Raw genomic sequence first — 13,717 nt, 5'->3', positions numbered from 1 at the left:
GGGGTGGGCGGGGGCGCGGCCGCCTGTGGCGGCCGCCCCGGGTCCGACCGCCGATGGCGGTCGGACCCAAGGTTCAGATCACTTCATCCGGTACCAGTCGGAGGCGTTCCACAGCTCCGAGTCCCAGGTGTTCAGGACAACGCCGCCGAGGGTGTTGGAATGGGCCGAGACGCGGCCACGATCGACCAGCGGCACGACGACCATGCTGTCTTTGGTCAGCATGTCGTTCATCTTCTTGGCCAGTTCGGCGCGCTTCTCGATGTCACCGGTCTTGCCGAGCTCGACGACGAGGGCGTCATACTCTTCCGAGCAGAAGCGGTTGATATTCTCGCCCTGCCACTGGTTCTCGGGCTTCGGTGCCTTCTCGCAGGTGTACTGGGCGAGGTAGGGCTCGGGGTCGGTGCCGTCGAAGTTGTTGGCGTACATCTCGACGTCGGCATAGAACTTCTGGAAGGTGTCGGGCGAACCCGCGTCACCGCCGAAATAGACCGAGCCGTCGATGTTCTTCAGCTCGACCTCGACGCCGATGTCGTTCCACCACTGCTTGATGATCGACTGGAAGTCCTGCCGCACGGCGTTGGTCGAGGTCTGGTAAAGGACGCTCAGCTTCTTGCCATCCTTGTCGCGGATGCCGTCGCCGTCGCTGTCGGTCCAACCGGCTTCGTCCAGCAGCGCCTTGGCGCCCTCGACGTCCTGCGTCAGGCAGTCGGTGTTGTCCGAGGCGAACATCGCAGGGGCGGGCACCAGGTTGCAGGTCGGGCGACCAGCCTGGCCGTAGCCGATCTCGACCAGGATCTCGCGGTCGATGGCTTTCGACAGCGCGGTGCGCACACGGATATCCGACAGGAACGGATGCGCGTGCTTGGCGGTCGAACGCTCACCCTCAGCCAGTTCCGGCGAGGGGTCGGTCATGTTCATCTCGATGCGCTCAACGAGCGTGCCGAAGCCCACGACCAGCTTGCCCTTGCCGGCGGCTTCCATGCCGGCCAGCACGTCGGGCGCAAGTTGCAGGTTCCAAGCGTAGTCGAATTCGCCGGTTTCCAGAACCGAACGGCCCGCCGCGGCCGCGTCGCCGCCGCCCTTGAGCGTGAGGTTCGAGAACGCAGGTTTGGCCGGGTCACGGTAGTTCGGGTTAGCTTCCATCTGGATCACGTCGTTCGTCTTGAACTCGGTGACCTTGAACGGGCCGGTGCCGATCGGCATGAAGTTCTGATCGGTGCAGGACGAGGCCGCCGCGCCGAGGCAGTTGGCGAACTGCGCCTTTTGCAGGATCGGCGAGGTTGCACCGGTGAAGGCGGTGAACGGGTTGGGGCGCGGTTCCTTGTAGGTGATTTTCACCGTCAGGTCGTCAACCGCCTCGACCATCTCGATGCCCTCGTAGCGGGCTTCCTGGGCGCAGCCGCCCTCGGGATGGGTGCAATATTCATAGGTGAAGACCGCGTCCGCGGCGGTCAGGGGCGTGCCGTCCGACCACAGGATGCCCGGCGTGATGTGCCAGGTGATCGTCTTGAGGTCTTCCGAGATGCCGCCGTTATCGAGGCTCGGGACTTCGGTGACAAGGCGCGGGATGACCACGCCCGTTTCGTTGAAGCCCGCGAAGGGCTCAAGCACGAGCGACGAGGCTTCGACGTCTTTGGTGCCCGACGACAGATAGGGGTTCAGCGTCGAGGGCGCCTGCCAGTAGATCACATTGACCTGGCCGTCGCTGCCGCGCTCGGCGAAGGCCGCCGGCGCGAGGGCCAGCGTTGCCGCCGCGCCCATCAGGATTGTCTTGAGTTTCATACAAACCTCTCCTTGTTGGATCGAATTTCAGTGCCGCCGTTCAGTCGGCGGTCTCTTGGTAAAGGTGGCAGGCCACGAAGCGACCGGGCTGGACCTCGTGGAAGGTCGGCTCGGTCTGGCGGCAGATCTCCATCACCTTCGGGCAGCGCGTGCAGAAGTTGCAGCCCTTGGGCGGATTGGCGGGCGAGGGGACGTCGCCCTTCAGGATGATGCGGCGGCGGGTCTTCTCGGCCTCGGGGTCGGGCTCGGGCACCGCGGACAAAAGCGCCTGGGTATAGGGGTGCAGCGGCTCAACATAGAGCGGGTCGCGCGGCGCGAGCTCAATGATCTGGCCCAGATACATCACCGCCACGCGGTCGGCGATATGGCGCACCATCGACAGGTCGTGGCTGATGAACAGGTAGGTCAGGCCAAGCCGGTCCTGCAGCTCTTCCAGCAGGTTCACCACCTGCGCCTGGATCGACACGTCGAGCGCGGCGATCGGCTCGTCGCAGACGATGAACTTGGGGTTCAGCGCCAAGGCGCGGGCAATGCCGATGCGCTGGCGCTGACCGCCCGAGAATTCATGCGGATAGCGGTTGGCGAAATCGCGGTTCAGCCCGACCTGATCCATCAACTCGTAGATCCGGGCCAACTTGTCCTTCTTGGACAGGCTGGTGTGTTCGTCCAGCGGCTCGCCGATGATGGCGGCGACGGTCATGCGCGGGTTGAGGCTCGCCTGAGGGTCCTGAAAGACCATCTGCATCTTGGGGCGCATCTCGCGCAGGGTGTCCGCGTCGGCGGCCAGCACGTCCTTGCTGTCGATGCGCACCGCTCCGGCGGTCGGTTCGTAAAGCCGCAGGATGGCGCGGCCGCAGGTGGATTTGCCGCAGCCGGACTCGCCCACAAGGCCAAGGGTCTCGCCCTCGTAGATCGTGAAGGAGACGTTATCGACCGCCTTCACATCGCCCACATGCTTGCGAAAGACGCCCGCGGTGATCGGGAAATACATCTTGAGGCCCGAGACCTCGATCAGTGCCTTGCCGGGGGCATCAAGCATGGGCGGCCTCGTGCGTGCGGGGGGCGTCGGCGTCGAAATCCCAGAAGCAGGCGGCGTCATGGCCGGGGCCGACGGGTGTGCGTGCGGGGTTCTCGGACGCGCAGCGATCGAAGGCCTGGGCGCAGCGGTCGCGGAAGGGGCAAGCCGAGGGCGCATCGCGCAGGATCGGCGGCTGGCCCTCGATCACGGAAAGCTTCGCGGTGCGCTCGCCGCGCACGCTTGGCACGGTCTTGAGCAGCGCGCGGGTATAGGGGTGGCGCGGCTTGTGGAAGACCTCGGACACTGGGCCCTGCTCGACCACCTGGCCGCCATACATGACCATGATGCGGTCGGCGATACCGGCGATCACGCCAAGGTCATGGGTGATCCAGACAATCGCCATGCCCAGTTTCTGGCGCAGCTCTTTCACCAGTTCGAGGATCTGTGCCTGGATGGTGACGTCCAGCGCGGTCGTAGGCTCATCCGCGATCAGCACCTTGGGATCGCAGGCCAGCGCGATGGCGATCATCACGCGCTGGCGCATCCCGCCCGAGAACTGGTGCGGGAAGTCGCGCAGCCTCCGCTCGGCATCCGGGATGCCCACGAGTTCGAGCAACTCTTTGGCGCGGACCTGCGCCTGCGCCTTGGTCATGCCCATGTGCTTCATCAGCGGCTCGCGCAGCTGGTAGCCCACGGTGAAGACCGGGTTGAGCGAGGTCATCGGGTCCTGGAAGATGAAGCCGATGCCGGGGCCACGCACGGCGCGCAACTCGGCCGGGGTGCAATGCAGCAGGTCCTTGCCGTCGAACATTACCCGGCCATCGCGCACCTCGGCGGGCGGCGTGGGCAACAGGCCGATCAGCGACATCATCGTCACGGACTTGCCCGAGCCGGACTCGCCCACAACGCCCAGAAGCTCCCCCGGACGCAGATCGAATGAAACGGAATTGACGGCGTGGACTTCGCCACCACGGGTCCTGAAAATCGTCTTCAGGCCCGAAACATCGAGCACAGGCAGCGCCCCATCGGGCATATGTGACCCCCAAGTCAGTTGTATTCGCAGTATTTTTACTGTCGCGTTCTTTCCCGCAGGCTTGGCCTGGTCGAGAATATTTGACCGAGTGTTAGAGATTTTGATCAAACGCGCAAGCACGATTCTGGATGCGGTGACTGGAGCATCTCGCATGGCGGCGTTTCGCGGGGTGGGGGTTGACGGCCCCTTGGCCGCAGGAGCAGCTTGCGCGCAAAGGAGAAACCGATGACAGACATGGCGACCGCCCGCAGCCTTCTTGACCGCCTCGTAGCGTTCCGCACGGTCAGTCGCGACAGCAACCTCGATCTGATCGACTGGGTCGCCGACTGGCTGAAAGAGCAGGGAATCGCCGTCACCAAGGTGCCCGACCCGGCGCAACCGGCGAAGGCGAGCCTGTTCGCGCAGGTCGGCCCTGCCGTTCCCGGCGGCGTGGTGCTGTCGGGCCATACCGATGTGGTGCCGGTTGAGGGGCAGGACTGGGCTTCGGACCCCTGGACAGTGGTCGAGCGCGAGGGGCGTCTTTACGGGCGCGGCGTGTGCGACATGAAGGGCTTCGACGCGTTGGCGTTGGCGGCGATGGCTGCAGCGGTGCGGCGTCCGCTCAAGCGCCCCTTGCAGATTGCGCTCAGCCATGACGAGGAACTGGGCTGCATCGGCTGCATCCCGATGATCGAGGCGATGGCAGGCCTGCCGCACGCCTCGGCGGTGGTGGTGGGCGAGCCTACGATGATGAAGGCGGTCACCGGCCACAAGGGCGGGCTGGCCTTCTGGTTGAAGGTGCATGGGCACGAGGTTCACAGCTCGATCATGCACACGGGCGTCAGCGCGATCCTCGAAGGCGCCAAGATCCTGATGTGGGTCAATGAGATGAACGCCAAGGGGCAGGCGGCGGCGAAAGCCTCGCCCTTCGTGCCGCCCTGGACGACGGTGCATACCGGCGAGATCCGCGGCGGCACGGCGCATAACATCACCGCGGGCCTGTGCGAATTCGGCGTCGATTTCCGCGTCTTGCCTGGCGAAGACCCCGAGGACTGGCGCCGCGCCTTCCTGACCAAGGTGGCCGAGGTCGAGGCGGGTATGAAGGCGGTTCATCCCGACGCCTGGATCGAGGTCGAGGAGCGGTTCGCGCTGCCCGGACTCGCCCCCGAAGTGGATGGCGCGGCGGAAACCCTTGTGCGCGCGATCACCGGCGACAATGGCAGTCAGGTCGTCAGCTACGGCACTGAGGCAGGCCAGTTCCAGGTGCGCGGCTGGTCGGCCGTGGTCTGCGGCCCGGGTGACATCGAGCAGGCCCATAAGCCCGACGAATGGCTGGATTTGTCGCAATTCGAGGCCGGCTGGGCCTTCATGGAAGACCTGATCGAAAGGCTCTGCGCATGAGTTTCGTGATCTCCGAGGCCTCGCCCGTCACCTATCCCGGCCCCGCGCCCGCGCAGGCCGATGTCGTCGTGATCGGCGGCGGTGTGGCGGGCGTGATGAGCGCCTATCACCTCGCTCAGGCCGGTCGCCGCGTGGTGTTGTGCGAGAAGGGCCGCATCGCGGGCGAGCAGTCCAGCCGCAACTGGGGCTGGATCCGCCAGCAGCGCCGCGACCCCGACGAACTGCCGATCATGATCGAATCGATGCGCCTGTGGGAGGGGTTCGCCGCCCGCCTCGGCCCCGAGCTTGGCTTTCGCCGCTGCGGCGTTGCCTACCTGACGCATGACAGGGACGCGGTCGAGGGTTACGCCCGATGGGTTGAACTGGCCGCAAGCCACGGCGTCGAAAGCCACCTGCTCTCGCCCAAGGAACTGGGCGAGCGGATCCCGAACAAGGCAGGCTGGATCGCCGGTCTGATCACGCCTTCGGACGCCCGGGCCGAGCCTTGGGTTGCGGTGCCGATTCTGGCGCGTCTGGCCGCCGAGGCGGGCGTGCATATCGTCGAGAATTGCGCGGTGCGCGGCCTCGATCTGACCGCAGGGCGTGTCGCTGGTGTCATCACGGAACAGGGGCGCATCACCGCCGAGCAGGTTCTGCTGGCCGGGGGCGCCTGGTCCTCGCTTTTTGCGCGCCGCCACGGGGTTGGCTTGCCGCAGCTGTTGGTGCGCTCGACGGTCGCCCAGACCGTGGCCCTGCCCGAGGTCACGCAGGTCTCGGGCGCCGACAATGTCTTTGCATGGCGGCGCAGGCTCGATGGCAGCTATACCGTTGCGCCGGGCACCTGGCACGATTTCTACATCGGCCCCGACGCCTTCCGGCATTTCTTCAAATACGTCCCGCAGATGCGCCGCGACCTGTCGAAGACCGCGATGAAGGGCTGGTCGCCGGGCAAGGGCTGGCCAGATGGCTGGACCACGCCGCGCAATTGGGCATTCGACGGCCCAAGCCCGTTCGAGGCGCTGCGCATTCTCAATCCACAGCCCAACATGATGCGTCTGGCCGAAGTGCAGGATGCTTTCGCGTGGGCCTTCCCGACGCTCGGCCGCCCGCAGCTTGCCCGGACATGGGCGGGGATGATCGACACGATGCCCGACACGGTGCCGGTGCTCGACGAAAGCCCGATCCCCGGCTTCTGGATCGCCACCGGCCTTTCGGGCCACGGTTTTGGCATCGGTCCCGGCGTGGGGCGCGTCATGGCCGACCTGATGCTGGGCCATCCGGCAGGCCACGACATGCGCCGCTTCCGCTATGGCAGATTTACCGACGGGTCAAAAATTGATCTCGGACCCACCTTCTGACCCTTGCGGGGCGCCGGGCTTTGTAACAGGCTGATGGCGCCAACAATCTGGGAGCCCCTCATGCCCGTCAAGAACCGCTTCGCCGAGCTTCTGCCCGAAATCACCGCCTGGCGCCGCGATTTCCACGAAAACCCCGAGATCCTGTTCGAGGTGCACCGCACCGCTGGCAAGGTGGCCGACCTGCTGCGCGGCTTTGGCTGCGATGAGGTGGTCGAGGGTATCGGCCGCACCGGCGTCGTCGGCGTGATCAAGGGCAAGACCGACACCAAGGGCCGCGTCATCGGCCTGCGCGCCGATATGGATGCGCTGCCGATCAACGAAGCGACCGGCCTCGACTATGCCTCGAAGACGCCCGGCAAGATGCATGCCTGCGGTCATGACGGGCATACCGCCATGCTGCTTGGAGCCGCGAAATACCTGGCCGAGACGCGCAACTTCGACGGCACCGCCGTGGTCATCTTCCAGCCCGCCGAAGAGGGCGGCGGTGGCGGGCGCGAGATGGTCAACGACGGCATGATGGACCGCTTCGGCATTCAGGAAGTCTACGGCATGCACAATTGGCCCGGCCTGCCGGTCGGCAGCTTTGCTATCCGTGAAGGCGCGCTGATGGCCGCCGCCGACCAGTTCGAGATCGTCGTCACCGGCAAGGGCGGCCACGCCGCCAAGCCGCATGACTCGATCGACACCACTCTGGTCGCCTCGCATATCGTCGTGGCGCTGCAATCCATCGCCTCGCGCAATGTCGATCCGCTCAAACAGGTCGTGGTCTCGGTCTGCACCTTCCGCACCGAATCCGAGGCCCATAACGTCATCCCGCAAACCGTGCTCCTCAAGGGCACCGTGCGCACCATGGACCCGACCGTTCAGGATTACGTCGAACGCCGCATCAGCGAGATCGCCGAGGGCACGGCAATGGCCTTCGGCGCGACGGCGGCGGTGAAATACATGCGCGGCTACCCGGTCACGATCAACGCCCCCGAAAACACCGGCTACGCGATCGAGGTTGCACAGAAGGTCTCGGGTCAGGTCGATGCCAATGTCGCGCCGCAAATGGGGGCCGAGGATTTCAGCTACATGCTCAACGCTCGCCCCGGCGCCTATATCTTCCTTGGCAATGGCGATACGGCGATGGTGCACCATCCCGCCTATAATTTCGACGACAACGCCATCCCCTTCGGCTCCAGCTGGTATGCCGGCATGGTCGAGGATCGGATGCCCGCCGCCTGACCTCCACTTCAATGTGGGTGAAATATCGTCGGGGGGGTGAATTCGACGCAGTCGAAGAGGGGGGCAGACAGCCCCCCTTTTCCTTGCCTTAACGCAGCACCATGACCGAGCAGGGCGCGTGGCGCACAACGCGCGCAGCGGTCGAGCCGATCAGGTAGTCGCCCAGACCCGGACGATGCGAGGCGATCACGATGCAATCGGCGCCGATCTCCTCGGCCAGATCGAGGATCTCGTTCGCGGCATGGCCCTCGCGGATCACGCCCGCGCCATTCTCGAACTCGTTCGCCAGCTGATCGAGCGAGCCTTGCAGCGTGCGCTTGAGATCGGCGGCATAGCCCTCGGGCATGTAGGAAATCGCGAAGCCCGGCACATCGGCCATGACATGCACAAGGGTCACGCGCGCCCCCGGCGCCGCCAGCGCTCGGGCGATGTTGAGCGCGGCATCGGGGTTGTGATCGTCGTCGAAGGCGACGGGGACGATGATATTGGAATACATCGAAGGCTCCTCTTCCGTTTGTCCCTTTGTGACCCGGATCGACCGCCAGCGCATTGACCCAGATCAGCCGCCGGTATGGCTCATGTGGCGGCTCATCTGGCCTCCGACCCCGGCGCGGGAATAATCGAAATCGTGCCCGCGCGGCTTGCGCGCGATGGCGGCGCGGATTGCCTCGATCAGGGCTGTGTCATCGGTGCTGGCACGTAGGGGCGCGCGCAGGTCGGCGACATCCTCCTGGCCGAGGCACATGAACAACTCGCCCGTGCAGGTCACCCGCACCCGGTTGCAGCTTTCGCAGAAGTTATGCGTGAGCGGCGTGATGAAGCCGATACGCTGCCCGGTCTCTTGCAGGCGCACGTAGCGCGCCGGGCCGCCGGTGGTCTCGGCGGTCTCCTGCAGGGTGAACCGCTCGGCCATCGCCTTGCGCACATCCGACAGGGGCCAGTATTGATCGAGGCGTAATTCCTCGCCCATATCGCCCATCGGCATGACCTCGATGAAGGTCAGGTCATGGCCCTCGGCCTCGCACCAGGCGATCAGGTCAAAGAGCTCATCCTCGTTGAAGCCCTTGAGCGCCACCGTGTTGATCTTGACGCGCAGCCCCGCGCGCTTGGCAGCGGCGATGCCCTCCAGCACCTGATCAAGCCGCCCCCATCGGGTGATCGCCGCGAATTTCTCGGGCTTGAGCGTATCGAGCGAAACATTGATGCGCCGCATGCCAAGCGCGGCGAGCTCGTCGGCAAAGCGCACGAGTTGCGAGCCGTTGGTGGTCAGCGTCAGCTCGTCCAGGGCGCCGCTGTCCAGATGGCGCGAGATGCGGCGGAAGAAGGTCAGGATATCGCGGCGCACCAAGGGCTCGCCCCCGGTGATGCGCAGCTTCTTCACCCCCAACCCGACAAAGGCCGAACAAAGCCGGTCAAGCTCCTCAAGGCTCAGCAACTCTTTCTTGGGCAGGAACTGCATGTGCTCGGCCATGCAATAGGTGCAGCGAAAATCGCAGCGGTCGGTCACCGACACCCGGAGGTAGGTGATCGGGCGGGCAAAGGGGTCGATGAGCGGTGCATGTTCCATAGCCGGAACCTAGGCCGGGTGATGTGCGGCGGCAAGGGGGCTGGGCGTTGCCATGGCGCAGGGCAGCGCATAGGCTGAACGCAAGATCCGGAGGAGGCATCATGGTTCGCAAGGGGTTATTCCTTATGATGATCGCGGTCGCGGGTTGTGGCCGCCTCGGCTTCGGCGACGACAAGCCCGAGGCGATGCCGCCGATGATCGCGCCCACCGACGATATCGCGGTCTCGGCCCTGCCGATGCCCGTGGGGGCGACGGCAGAGGCGCTTGATACCACCAGCTCGGCCGAGCGTGCGCAGGCCGCGCAGGTCACCGGGCAGGGCGTGCGGCTTGGCGTCACGGTGGCCAGCCTCGGCGATCCGACGCAGCCGGGGTTCTGGCTGAAAACACCGCTGGTCGGCGCGCCCGCCAAGGGGCGGGTCGAGTTGCCCGCGACCGGCACTTCGGCGCAGGTCGACCTGCTCCCGACCGGGGGCGCCGAGGGGTCGGGCTCGCAAATGTCGCTGCCGACGCTGCGGCTGCTCGGGGTGGACCTGACCGGCCTGCCCGAGGTCGTGGTCTATCGCTACTGAGCCCATGCTGCGTGAAATCGACATTCCGCCCCTGTGGCTCGGCATATTCGCGGCGCTCGGCTGGCTCGTGGCCCGCGCGGTGCCGCTTGCATTGCCCTATGGCGCGGTGCTGGGTTGGGGTTTGATTGCACTCGGCGGCGCGCTGGTTCTGGCTGCGGCAGGGCAGATGGTGCTGCGCAACACGACCTTCATTCCGCGCCGCGATCCATCAGCCTTGGTGACGGGCGGCGTTTTCGCGATTTCGCGCAATCCGATCTACCTGGGTGATGCGCTCGTGTTGACCGGGTTCATGCTGATCAGTGACGGGTTGTTGGCGCTTCCGCTGGTGCCCGCCTTCATGCTTTTGATCACCCGGCGCTACATTCTGGGCGAAGAGGCCCGGATTCTGGCCACTTTTGGCGATGAATACGCCACCTATTGCAGTCATACTCGGCGCTGGCTCTGATCGCGAGACGCGGTGAAGCGGCGCATTTTCTGCAGCTGCGAAAAAGTGCTGTAGTGTTGCCGTTTTTCACACCCCGCAAATGGGTGCGTAACAATCTGAAATGTTTCGATAAAGTTCAGTATACCATGGCACTCCGTGGTATACAATTCAGCCTTCCCCGACATGCGACGTTTTTACAAGGATTTCGGCAATCAAGCCGCTTGTGAAACTTTATTGCGCGATGTTAATCAGTCCTTCGCCACATGAATTACCCTCGGACGGACCCGTCCGGGCGGCGTAAGAAGGGGGAGACAAGGTGAAGATCGGCGCTCCGAAGGAGATATTTGAGGGCGAGTCGCGCGTTGCGATGACGCCCGATTCCGCGCTGCAGCTGCAAAAGCTGGGGCATGAGTGTTTTGTCGAGGCTGGCGCAGGCCATGCCGCAGGCTTTGAGGACTCGGCCTATACCAAGGCCGGCGTCACCGTTGTCCCGACGGTCGAAGAGCTATTCAAGGCCGTCGACTTCGTCGTCAAGGTGCGCCCGCCGGAAATGGAAGAGCTTGGCCGCCTGACCAAGGGCCAGACGCTGATCTCGTTCTTCTACCCGGCCCAGAACAAAGAGCTTCTGGAAGCCGCCGAGAAGACCGGCGCGAATGTCATCGCGATGGACATGGTGCCGCGGATCTCGCGCGCACAGAAGATGGACGCGCTGTCCTCGATGGCGAACATCGCGGGCTACCGCGCGGTGATCGAGGCCGGTAACAACTTCGGCCGCTTCTTCACCGGTCAGGTCACCGCCGCGGGCAAGGTTCCCCCGGCCAAGGTGCTGATCGTCGGCGCGGGCGTTGCGGGTCTTGCCGCCATCGGCACCTCGACCGCGCTTGGCGCCATCACCTACGCTTTCGACGTGCGTCCCGAAGTGGCCGAACAGATCGAATCGATGGGCGCCGAGTTCGTCTATCTCGATTTCGAGGAAGCCCAGACCGACGGCGCCACGACCGGCGGCTATGCCGCGCCCTCGAGCCCCGAGTTCCGCGAAGCTCAGCTCAAGAAGTTCCGCGAGCTTGCGCCCGATATGGACATCGTCGTCACCACGGCGCTGATCCCGGGCCGTGACGCGCCGATCCTCTGGACCAAGGACATGGTCGAGCTGATGAAGCGCGGCTCGGTCGTGGTCGACCTTGCCGCCGAGCGTGGCGGCAACTGCGAACTGACCGTCAAGGACGAGAAGGTCGTGTCGGAAAACGGCGTGACCATCGTCGGTTACACCGACTTCCCGTCGCGTATGGCCGCGCAGGCCTCGCAGCTTTATTCGACCAACATCCGTCACATGATGACCGACCTGACGCCCGGCAAGGACGGCGTGGTCAACCACAACATGGAAGACGACGTGATCCGCGGCGCGACCGTGGCCTATGAGGGTGCGATCACCTTCCCGCCGCCGCCGCCCAAGATCGCGGCGATCGCGGCGCAAAAGCCCAAGGAAAAGGCTAAGGAGCTGACGCCCGCCGAGATCAAGGCGCGCGATCATGCTGCCTTCAAGAAGCAGACCCGCGACCAGATCCTGATGCTGGGCATCGGCGGCGCGCTGCTGCTGGGTGTGGGCCTCGTTGCCCCGGCCTCGTTCATGTCGCACTTCGTCGTCTTCGCGCTGTCGTGCTTCGTGGGCTTCCAGGTGATCTGGAACGTCTCGCACTCGCTGCACACTCCGCTGATGGCGGTCACCAACGCGATCTCGTCGATCATCATCCTGGGCGCGCTGATGCAGATCGGCTCGGGGAACTTCCTGGTGATCGTGCTGGCCGCTCTGTCGGTCTTCATGGCGGGCATCAATATCTTCGGCGGCTTCATGGTCACGCGCCGCATGCTGGCCATGTTCCAGAAGTCGTAAGGGGGAGAGGGTAACATGGAATTCGGTTTCACCACTGCCGCATATGTCGTCGCGGCTGTGCTCTTCATCCTCTCGCTCGGTGGCCTGTCGGGTCAGGAAAGCGCCAAGCGCGCCGTCTGGTATGGCATGGTGGGCATGGCTCTGGCCGTGGCCGCGACGCTGGTCGGGCCGGGGCAGGGGCTTTGGATCCTGTCGGCGCTGATGATCGTCGGCGGTGGCATCATCGGCTGGATCGTCGCCAAGAAGGTCCAGATGACCGAGATGCCGCAGCTTGTCGCCGCGATGCACTCGCTCGTCGGTCTGGCGGCGGTGTTCGTGGGCTACAACACCCACATCACCCTGGGCCAGGTCTGGGACATCATCGCCGAGCATCACGCGACCGGCGTCATGCCTGCCGCCTATGAAGAGCTGAAGGACTTTGCACAGCTCGTCGCGCACAAGACCTCCGTCGAGGTGTCGATCCTCAAGGTCGAGACGTTCCTCGGTGTGTTCATCGGTGCCGTGACCTTCACCGGCTCGGTCATCGCGTTCGGTAAGCTGGCCGGCAAAATCACCTCGCAGGCCAAGAAGCTGCCGGGCGGTCACATGCTGAACGCTCTGGCTGCGGTCGGCTCGCTTGCGCTGCTGGTGCTTTACGTCAATGGTGCGGGTGCCTGGGCGCTGATCGGCATGACGCTGCTGGCGTTCTTCATCGGTTACCACCTGATCATGGGCATCGGCGGCGCCGACATGCCGGTCGTGGTGTCGATGCTGAACTCCTACTCGGGCTGGGCCGCTGCGGCCATCGGCTTCTCGCTTGGCAACGACCTGCTGATCGTGACCGGTGCGCTGGTGGGTTCGTCGGGTGCGATCCTGTCCTACATCATGTGTAAGGCGATGAACCGCTCGTTCGTCTCGGTGATCCTGGGCGGCTTCGGCGGCACCTCGGGTCCGGCGATGGAAGTCGAGGGCGAGCAGATCGCGATCGACGCGCAGGGCGTGGCCGATGCGCTGAACGAGGCCGACAGCGTCGTCATCGTTCCGGGCTACGGTATGGCCGTTGCGCAGGCACAGATCGCCGTGTCGGAACTGACCTCGATGCTGCGCGGGCGTGGCAAGAACGTGCGTTTCGCGATCCACCCGGTCGCGGGCCGTCTGCCGGGCCACATGAACGTGCTCTTGGCCGAGGCCAAGGTGCCCTACGACATCGTTCTGGAAATGGACGAGATCAACGACGACTTCCCGGATACGGATGTGGTCATCGTGATCGGCTCGAACGACATCGTGAACCCGGCCGCGCAGGACGATCCGAACTCGCCCATCGCCGGCATGCCGGTGCTGGAAGTTTGGAAAGCCAAGCAGGTCTTCGTGTCGAAGCGTGGTCAGGGCACGGGCTACTCGGGCATCGAGAACCCGCTGTTCTACAAAGAGAACACGCGCATGTTCTACGGCGACGCCAAGAAGTCGCTCGAAGAGCTGCTGCACCTGATCCGCATGTGATCGGATCGGC

Annotated in this window: 12 protein-coding genes; 7 read left to right on the top strand and 5 right to left on the bottom strand. The window is 64.8% G+C overall.

Going from position 1 to position 13,717, the window contains the following annotated elements:
• Window positions 1–78 precede the first annotated feature (78 nt).
• The 3 genes from LZA78_RS14990 to LZA78_RS14980 are packed head-to-tail and all read right to left on the bottom strand — an operon-like array spanning window position 79 to window position 3,833.
• Window positions 79–1,782: a peptide ABC transporter substrate-binding protein gene (locus LZA78_RS14990; RefSeq protein ID WP_233677732.1), complete on the bottom strand. Its 1,704-nt coding sequence runs from the start codon at window positions 1,780–1,782 to the stop codon at window positions 79–81.
• Window positions 1,783–1,822: 40 nt separating this feature from the next.
• The gene (locus LZA78_RS14985; RefSeq protein ID WP_255697509.1) at window positions 1,823–2,821 is read right to left on the bottom strand and encodes an ABC transporter ATP-binding protein; all 999 of its coding nucleotides are present in this window, start codon (window positions 2,819–2,821) and stop codon (window positions 1,823–1,825) included.
• Entirely contained in the window at window positions 2,814–3,833 is a 1,020-nt protein-coding gene (locus LZA78_RS14980; protein ID WP_233677731.1) for an ABC transporter ATP-binding protein, read from the bottom strand. Before LZA78_RS14980 ends, LZA78_RS14985 begins: the two co-directional genes overlap by 8 nt.
• A gap of 225 nt (window positions 3,834–4,058) precedes the next feature.
• On the opposite strand from LZA78_RS14980, the gene argE reads away from it, so the two are divergent.
• The 3 genes from argE to LZA78_RS14965 are packed head-to-tail and all read left to right on the top strand — an operon-like array spanning window position 4,059 to window position 7,777.
• A complete protein-coding gene (gene argE, locus LZA78_RS14975) occupies window positions 4,059–5,213 on the top strand; it encodes an acetylornithine deacetylase (RefSeq protein ID WP_233677730.1) in 1,155 nt (384 codons plus the stop codon).
• Window positions 5,210–6,550, top strand: a complete 1,341-nt coding sequence (locus LZA78_RS14970) for an NAD(P)/FAD-dependent oxidoreductase (protein WP_233677729.1) — start codon at window positions 5,210–5,212, stop codon at window positions 6,548–6,550. Before argE ends, LZA78_RS14970 begins: the two co-directional genes overlap by 4 nt.
• 60 nt (window positions 6,551–6,610) lie before the next feature.
• Window positions 6,611–7,777, top strand: coding sequence for a M20 aminoacylase family protein (locus LZA78_RS14965; protein WP_233677728.1), 1,167 nt, complete (start codon window positions 6,611–6,613; stop codon window positions 7,775–7,777).
• Window positions 7,778–7,865: 88 nt separating this feature from the next.
• Here the strand turns inward: LZA78_RS14965 and LZA78_RS14960 are convergent, their stop codons facing one another.
• Window positions 7,866–8,273 carry a universal stress protein gene (locus LZA78_RS14960; RefSeq protein ID WP_233677727.1) on the bottom strand — a complete coding sequence of 136 codons (408 nt, stop codon included), beginning with the start codon at window positions 8,271–8,273 and terminating at the stop codon, window positions 7,866–7,868.
• A gap of 63 nt (window positions 8,274–8,336) precedes the next feature.
• Window positions 8,337–9,344, bottom strand: a complete 1,008-nt coding sequence (gene moaA / locus LZA78_RS14955) for a GTP 3',8-cyclase MoaA (RefSeq protein ID WP_233677726.1) — start codon at window positions 9,342–9,344, stop codon at window positions 8,337–8,339.
• 101 nt (window positions 9,345–9,445) lie between these two features.
• Here moaA and LZA78_RS14950 point away from each other — a divergent pair, with 101 nt between their 5' ends.
• From LZA78_RS14950 to LZA78_RS14935, 4 genes are all read left to right on the top strand, one after another.
• The gene (locus LZA78_RS14950) at window positions 9,446–9,913 is read left to right on the top strand and encodes a D-galactarate dehydratase (protein ID WP_233677725.1); all 468 of its coding nucleotides are present in this window, start codon (window positions 9,446–9,448) and stop codon (window positions 9,911–9,913) included.
• Between the two features lie 4 nt (window positions 9,914–9,917).
• On the top strand, window positions 9,918–10,358 hold the full coding sequence (locus LZA78_RS14945; protein ID WP_233677724.1) for a methyltransferase family protein: 441 nt from the start codon (window positions 9,918–9,920) through the stop codon (window positions 10,356–10,358).
• A gap of 295 nt (window positions 10,359–10,653) precedes the next feature.
• Window positions 10,654–12,228, top strand: a complete 1,575-nt coding sequence (locus tag LZA78_RS14940) for a Re/Si-specific NAD(P)(+) transhydrogenase subunit alpha (RefSeq protein WP_233677723.1) — start codon at window positions 10,654–10,656, stop codon at window positions 12,226–12,228.
• A gap of 15 nt (window positions 12,229–12,243) precedes the next feature.
• Window positions 12,244–13,707 (top strand): NAD(P)(+) transhydrogenase (Re/Si-specific) subunit beta, encoded by a 1,464-nt coding sequence (locus LZA78_RS14935; protein WP_233677722.1) that lies wholly within the window; start codon window positions 12,244–12,246, stop codon window positions 13,705–13,707.
• Window positions 13,708–13,717: the final 10 nt, after the last annotated feature.

The sequence above is a fragment of the Rhodobacter flavimaris genome, assembly GCF_021378075.1.
Taxonomy (GTDB): domain Bacteria; phylum Pseudomonadota; class Alphaproteobacteria; order Rhodobacterales; family Rhodobacteraceae; genus Rhodobacter; species Rhodobacter flavimaris.
This window is presented reverse-complemented; position numbering and strand designations above follow the sequence as displayed.

What these genes read in the sequence shown, in the direction of transcription:
- LZA78_RS14950 (WP_233677725.1), top strand. Translation starts at nt 9,446, where the DNA reads ATGGTTCGCAAGGGGTTATTCCTTATGATGATCGCGGTCGCGGGTTGT.
- moaA (WP_233677726.1), bottom strand. Translation starts at nt 9,344, where the DNA reads ATGGAACATGCACCGCTCATCGACCCCTTTGCCCGCCCGATCACCTAC.
- LZA78_RS14990 (WP_233677732.1), bottom strand. Translation starts at nt 1,782, where the DNA reads ATGAAACTCAAGACAATCCTGATGGGCGCGGCGGCAACGCTGGCCCTC.
- LZA78_RS14985 (WP_255697509.1), bottom strand. Translation starts at nt 2,821, where the DNA reads ATGCTTGATGCCCCCGGCAAGGCACTGATCGAGGTCTCGGGCCTCAAG.
- LZA78_RS14965 (WP_233677728.1), top strand. Translation starts at nt 6,611, where the DNA reads ATGCCCGTCAAGAACCGCTTCGCCGAGCTTCTGCCCGAAATCACCGCC.
- LZA78_RS14945 (WP_233677724.1), top strand. Translation starts at nt 9,918, where the DNA reads ATGCTGCGTGAAATCGACATTCCGCCCCTGTGGCTCGGCATATTCGCG.
- argE (WP_233677730.1), top strand. Translation starts at nt 4,059, where the DNA reads ATGACAGACATGGCGACCGCCCGCAGCCTTCTTGACCGCCTCGTAGCG.
- LZA78_RS14935 (WP_233677722.1), top strand. Translation starts at nt 12,244, where the DNA reads ATGGAATTCGGTTTCACCACTGCCGCATATGTCGTCGCGGCTGTGCTC.
- LZA78_RS14970 (WP_233677729.1), top strand. Translation starts at nt 5,210, where the DNA reads ATGAGTTTCGTGATCTCCGAGGCCTCGCCCGTCACCTATCCCGGCCCC.
- LZA78_RS14980 (WP_233677731.1), bottom strand. Translation starts at nt 3,833, where the DNA reads ATGCCCGATGGGGCGCTGCCTGTGCTCGATGTTTCGGGCCTGAAGACG.
- LZA78_RS14960 (WP_233677727.1), bottom strand. Translation starts at nt 8,273, where the DNA reads ATGTATTCCAATATCATCGTCCCCGTCGCCTTCGACGACGATCACAAC.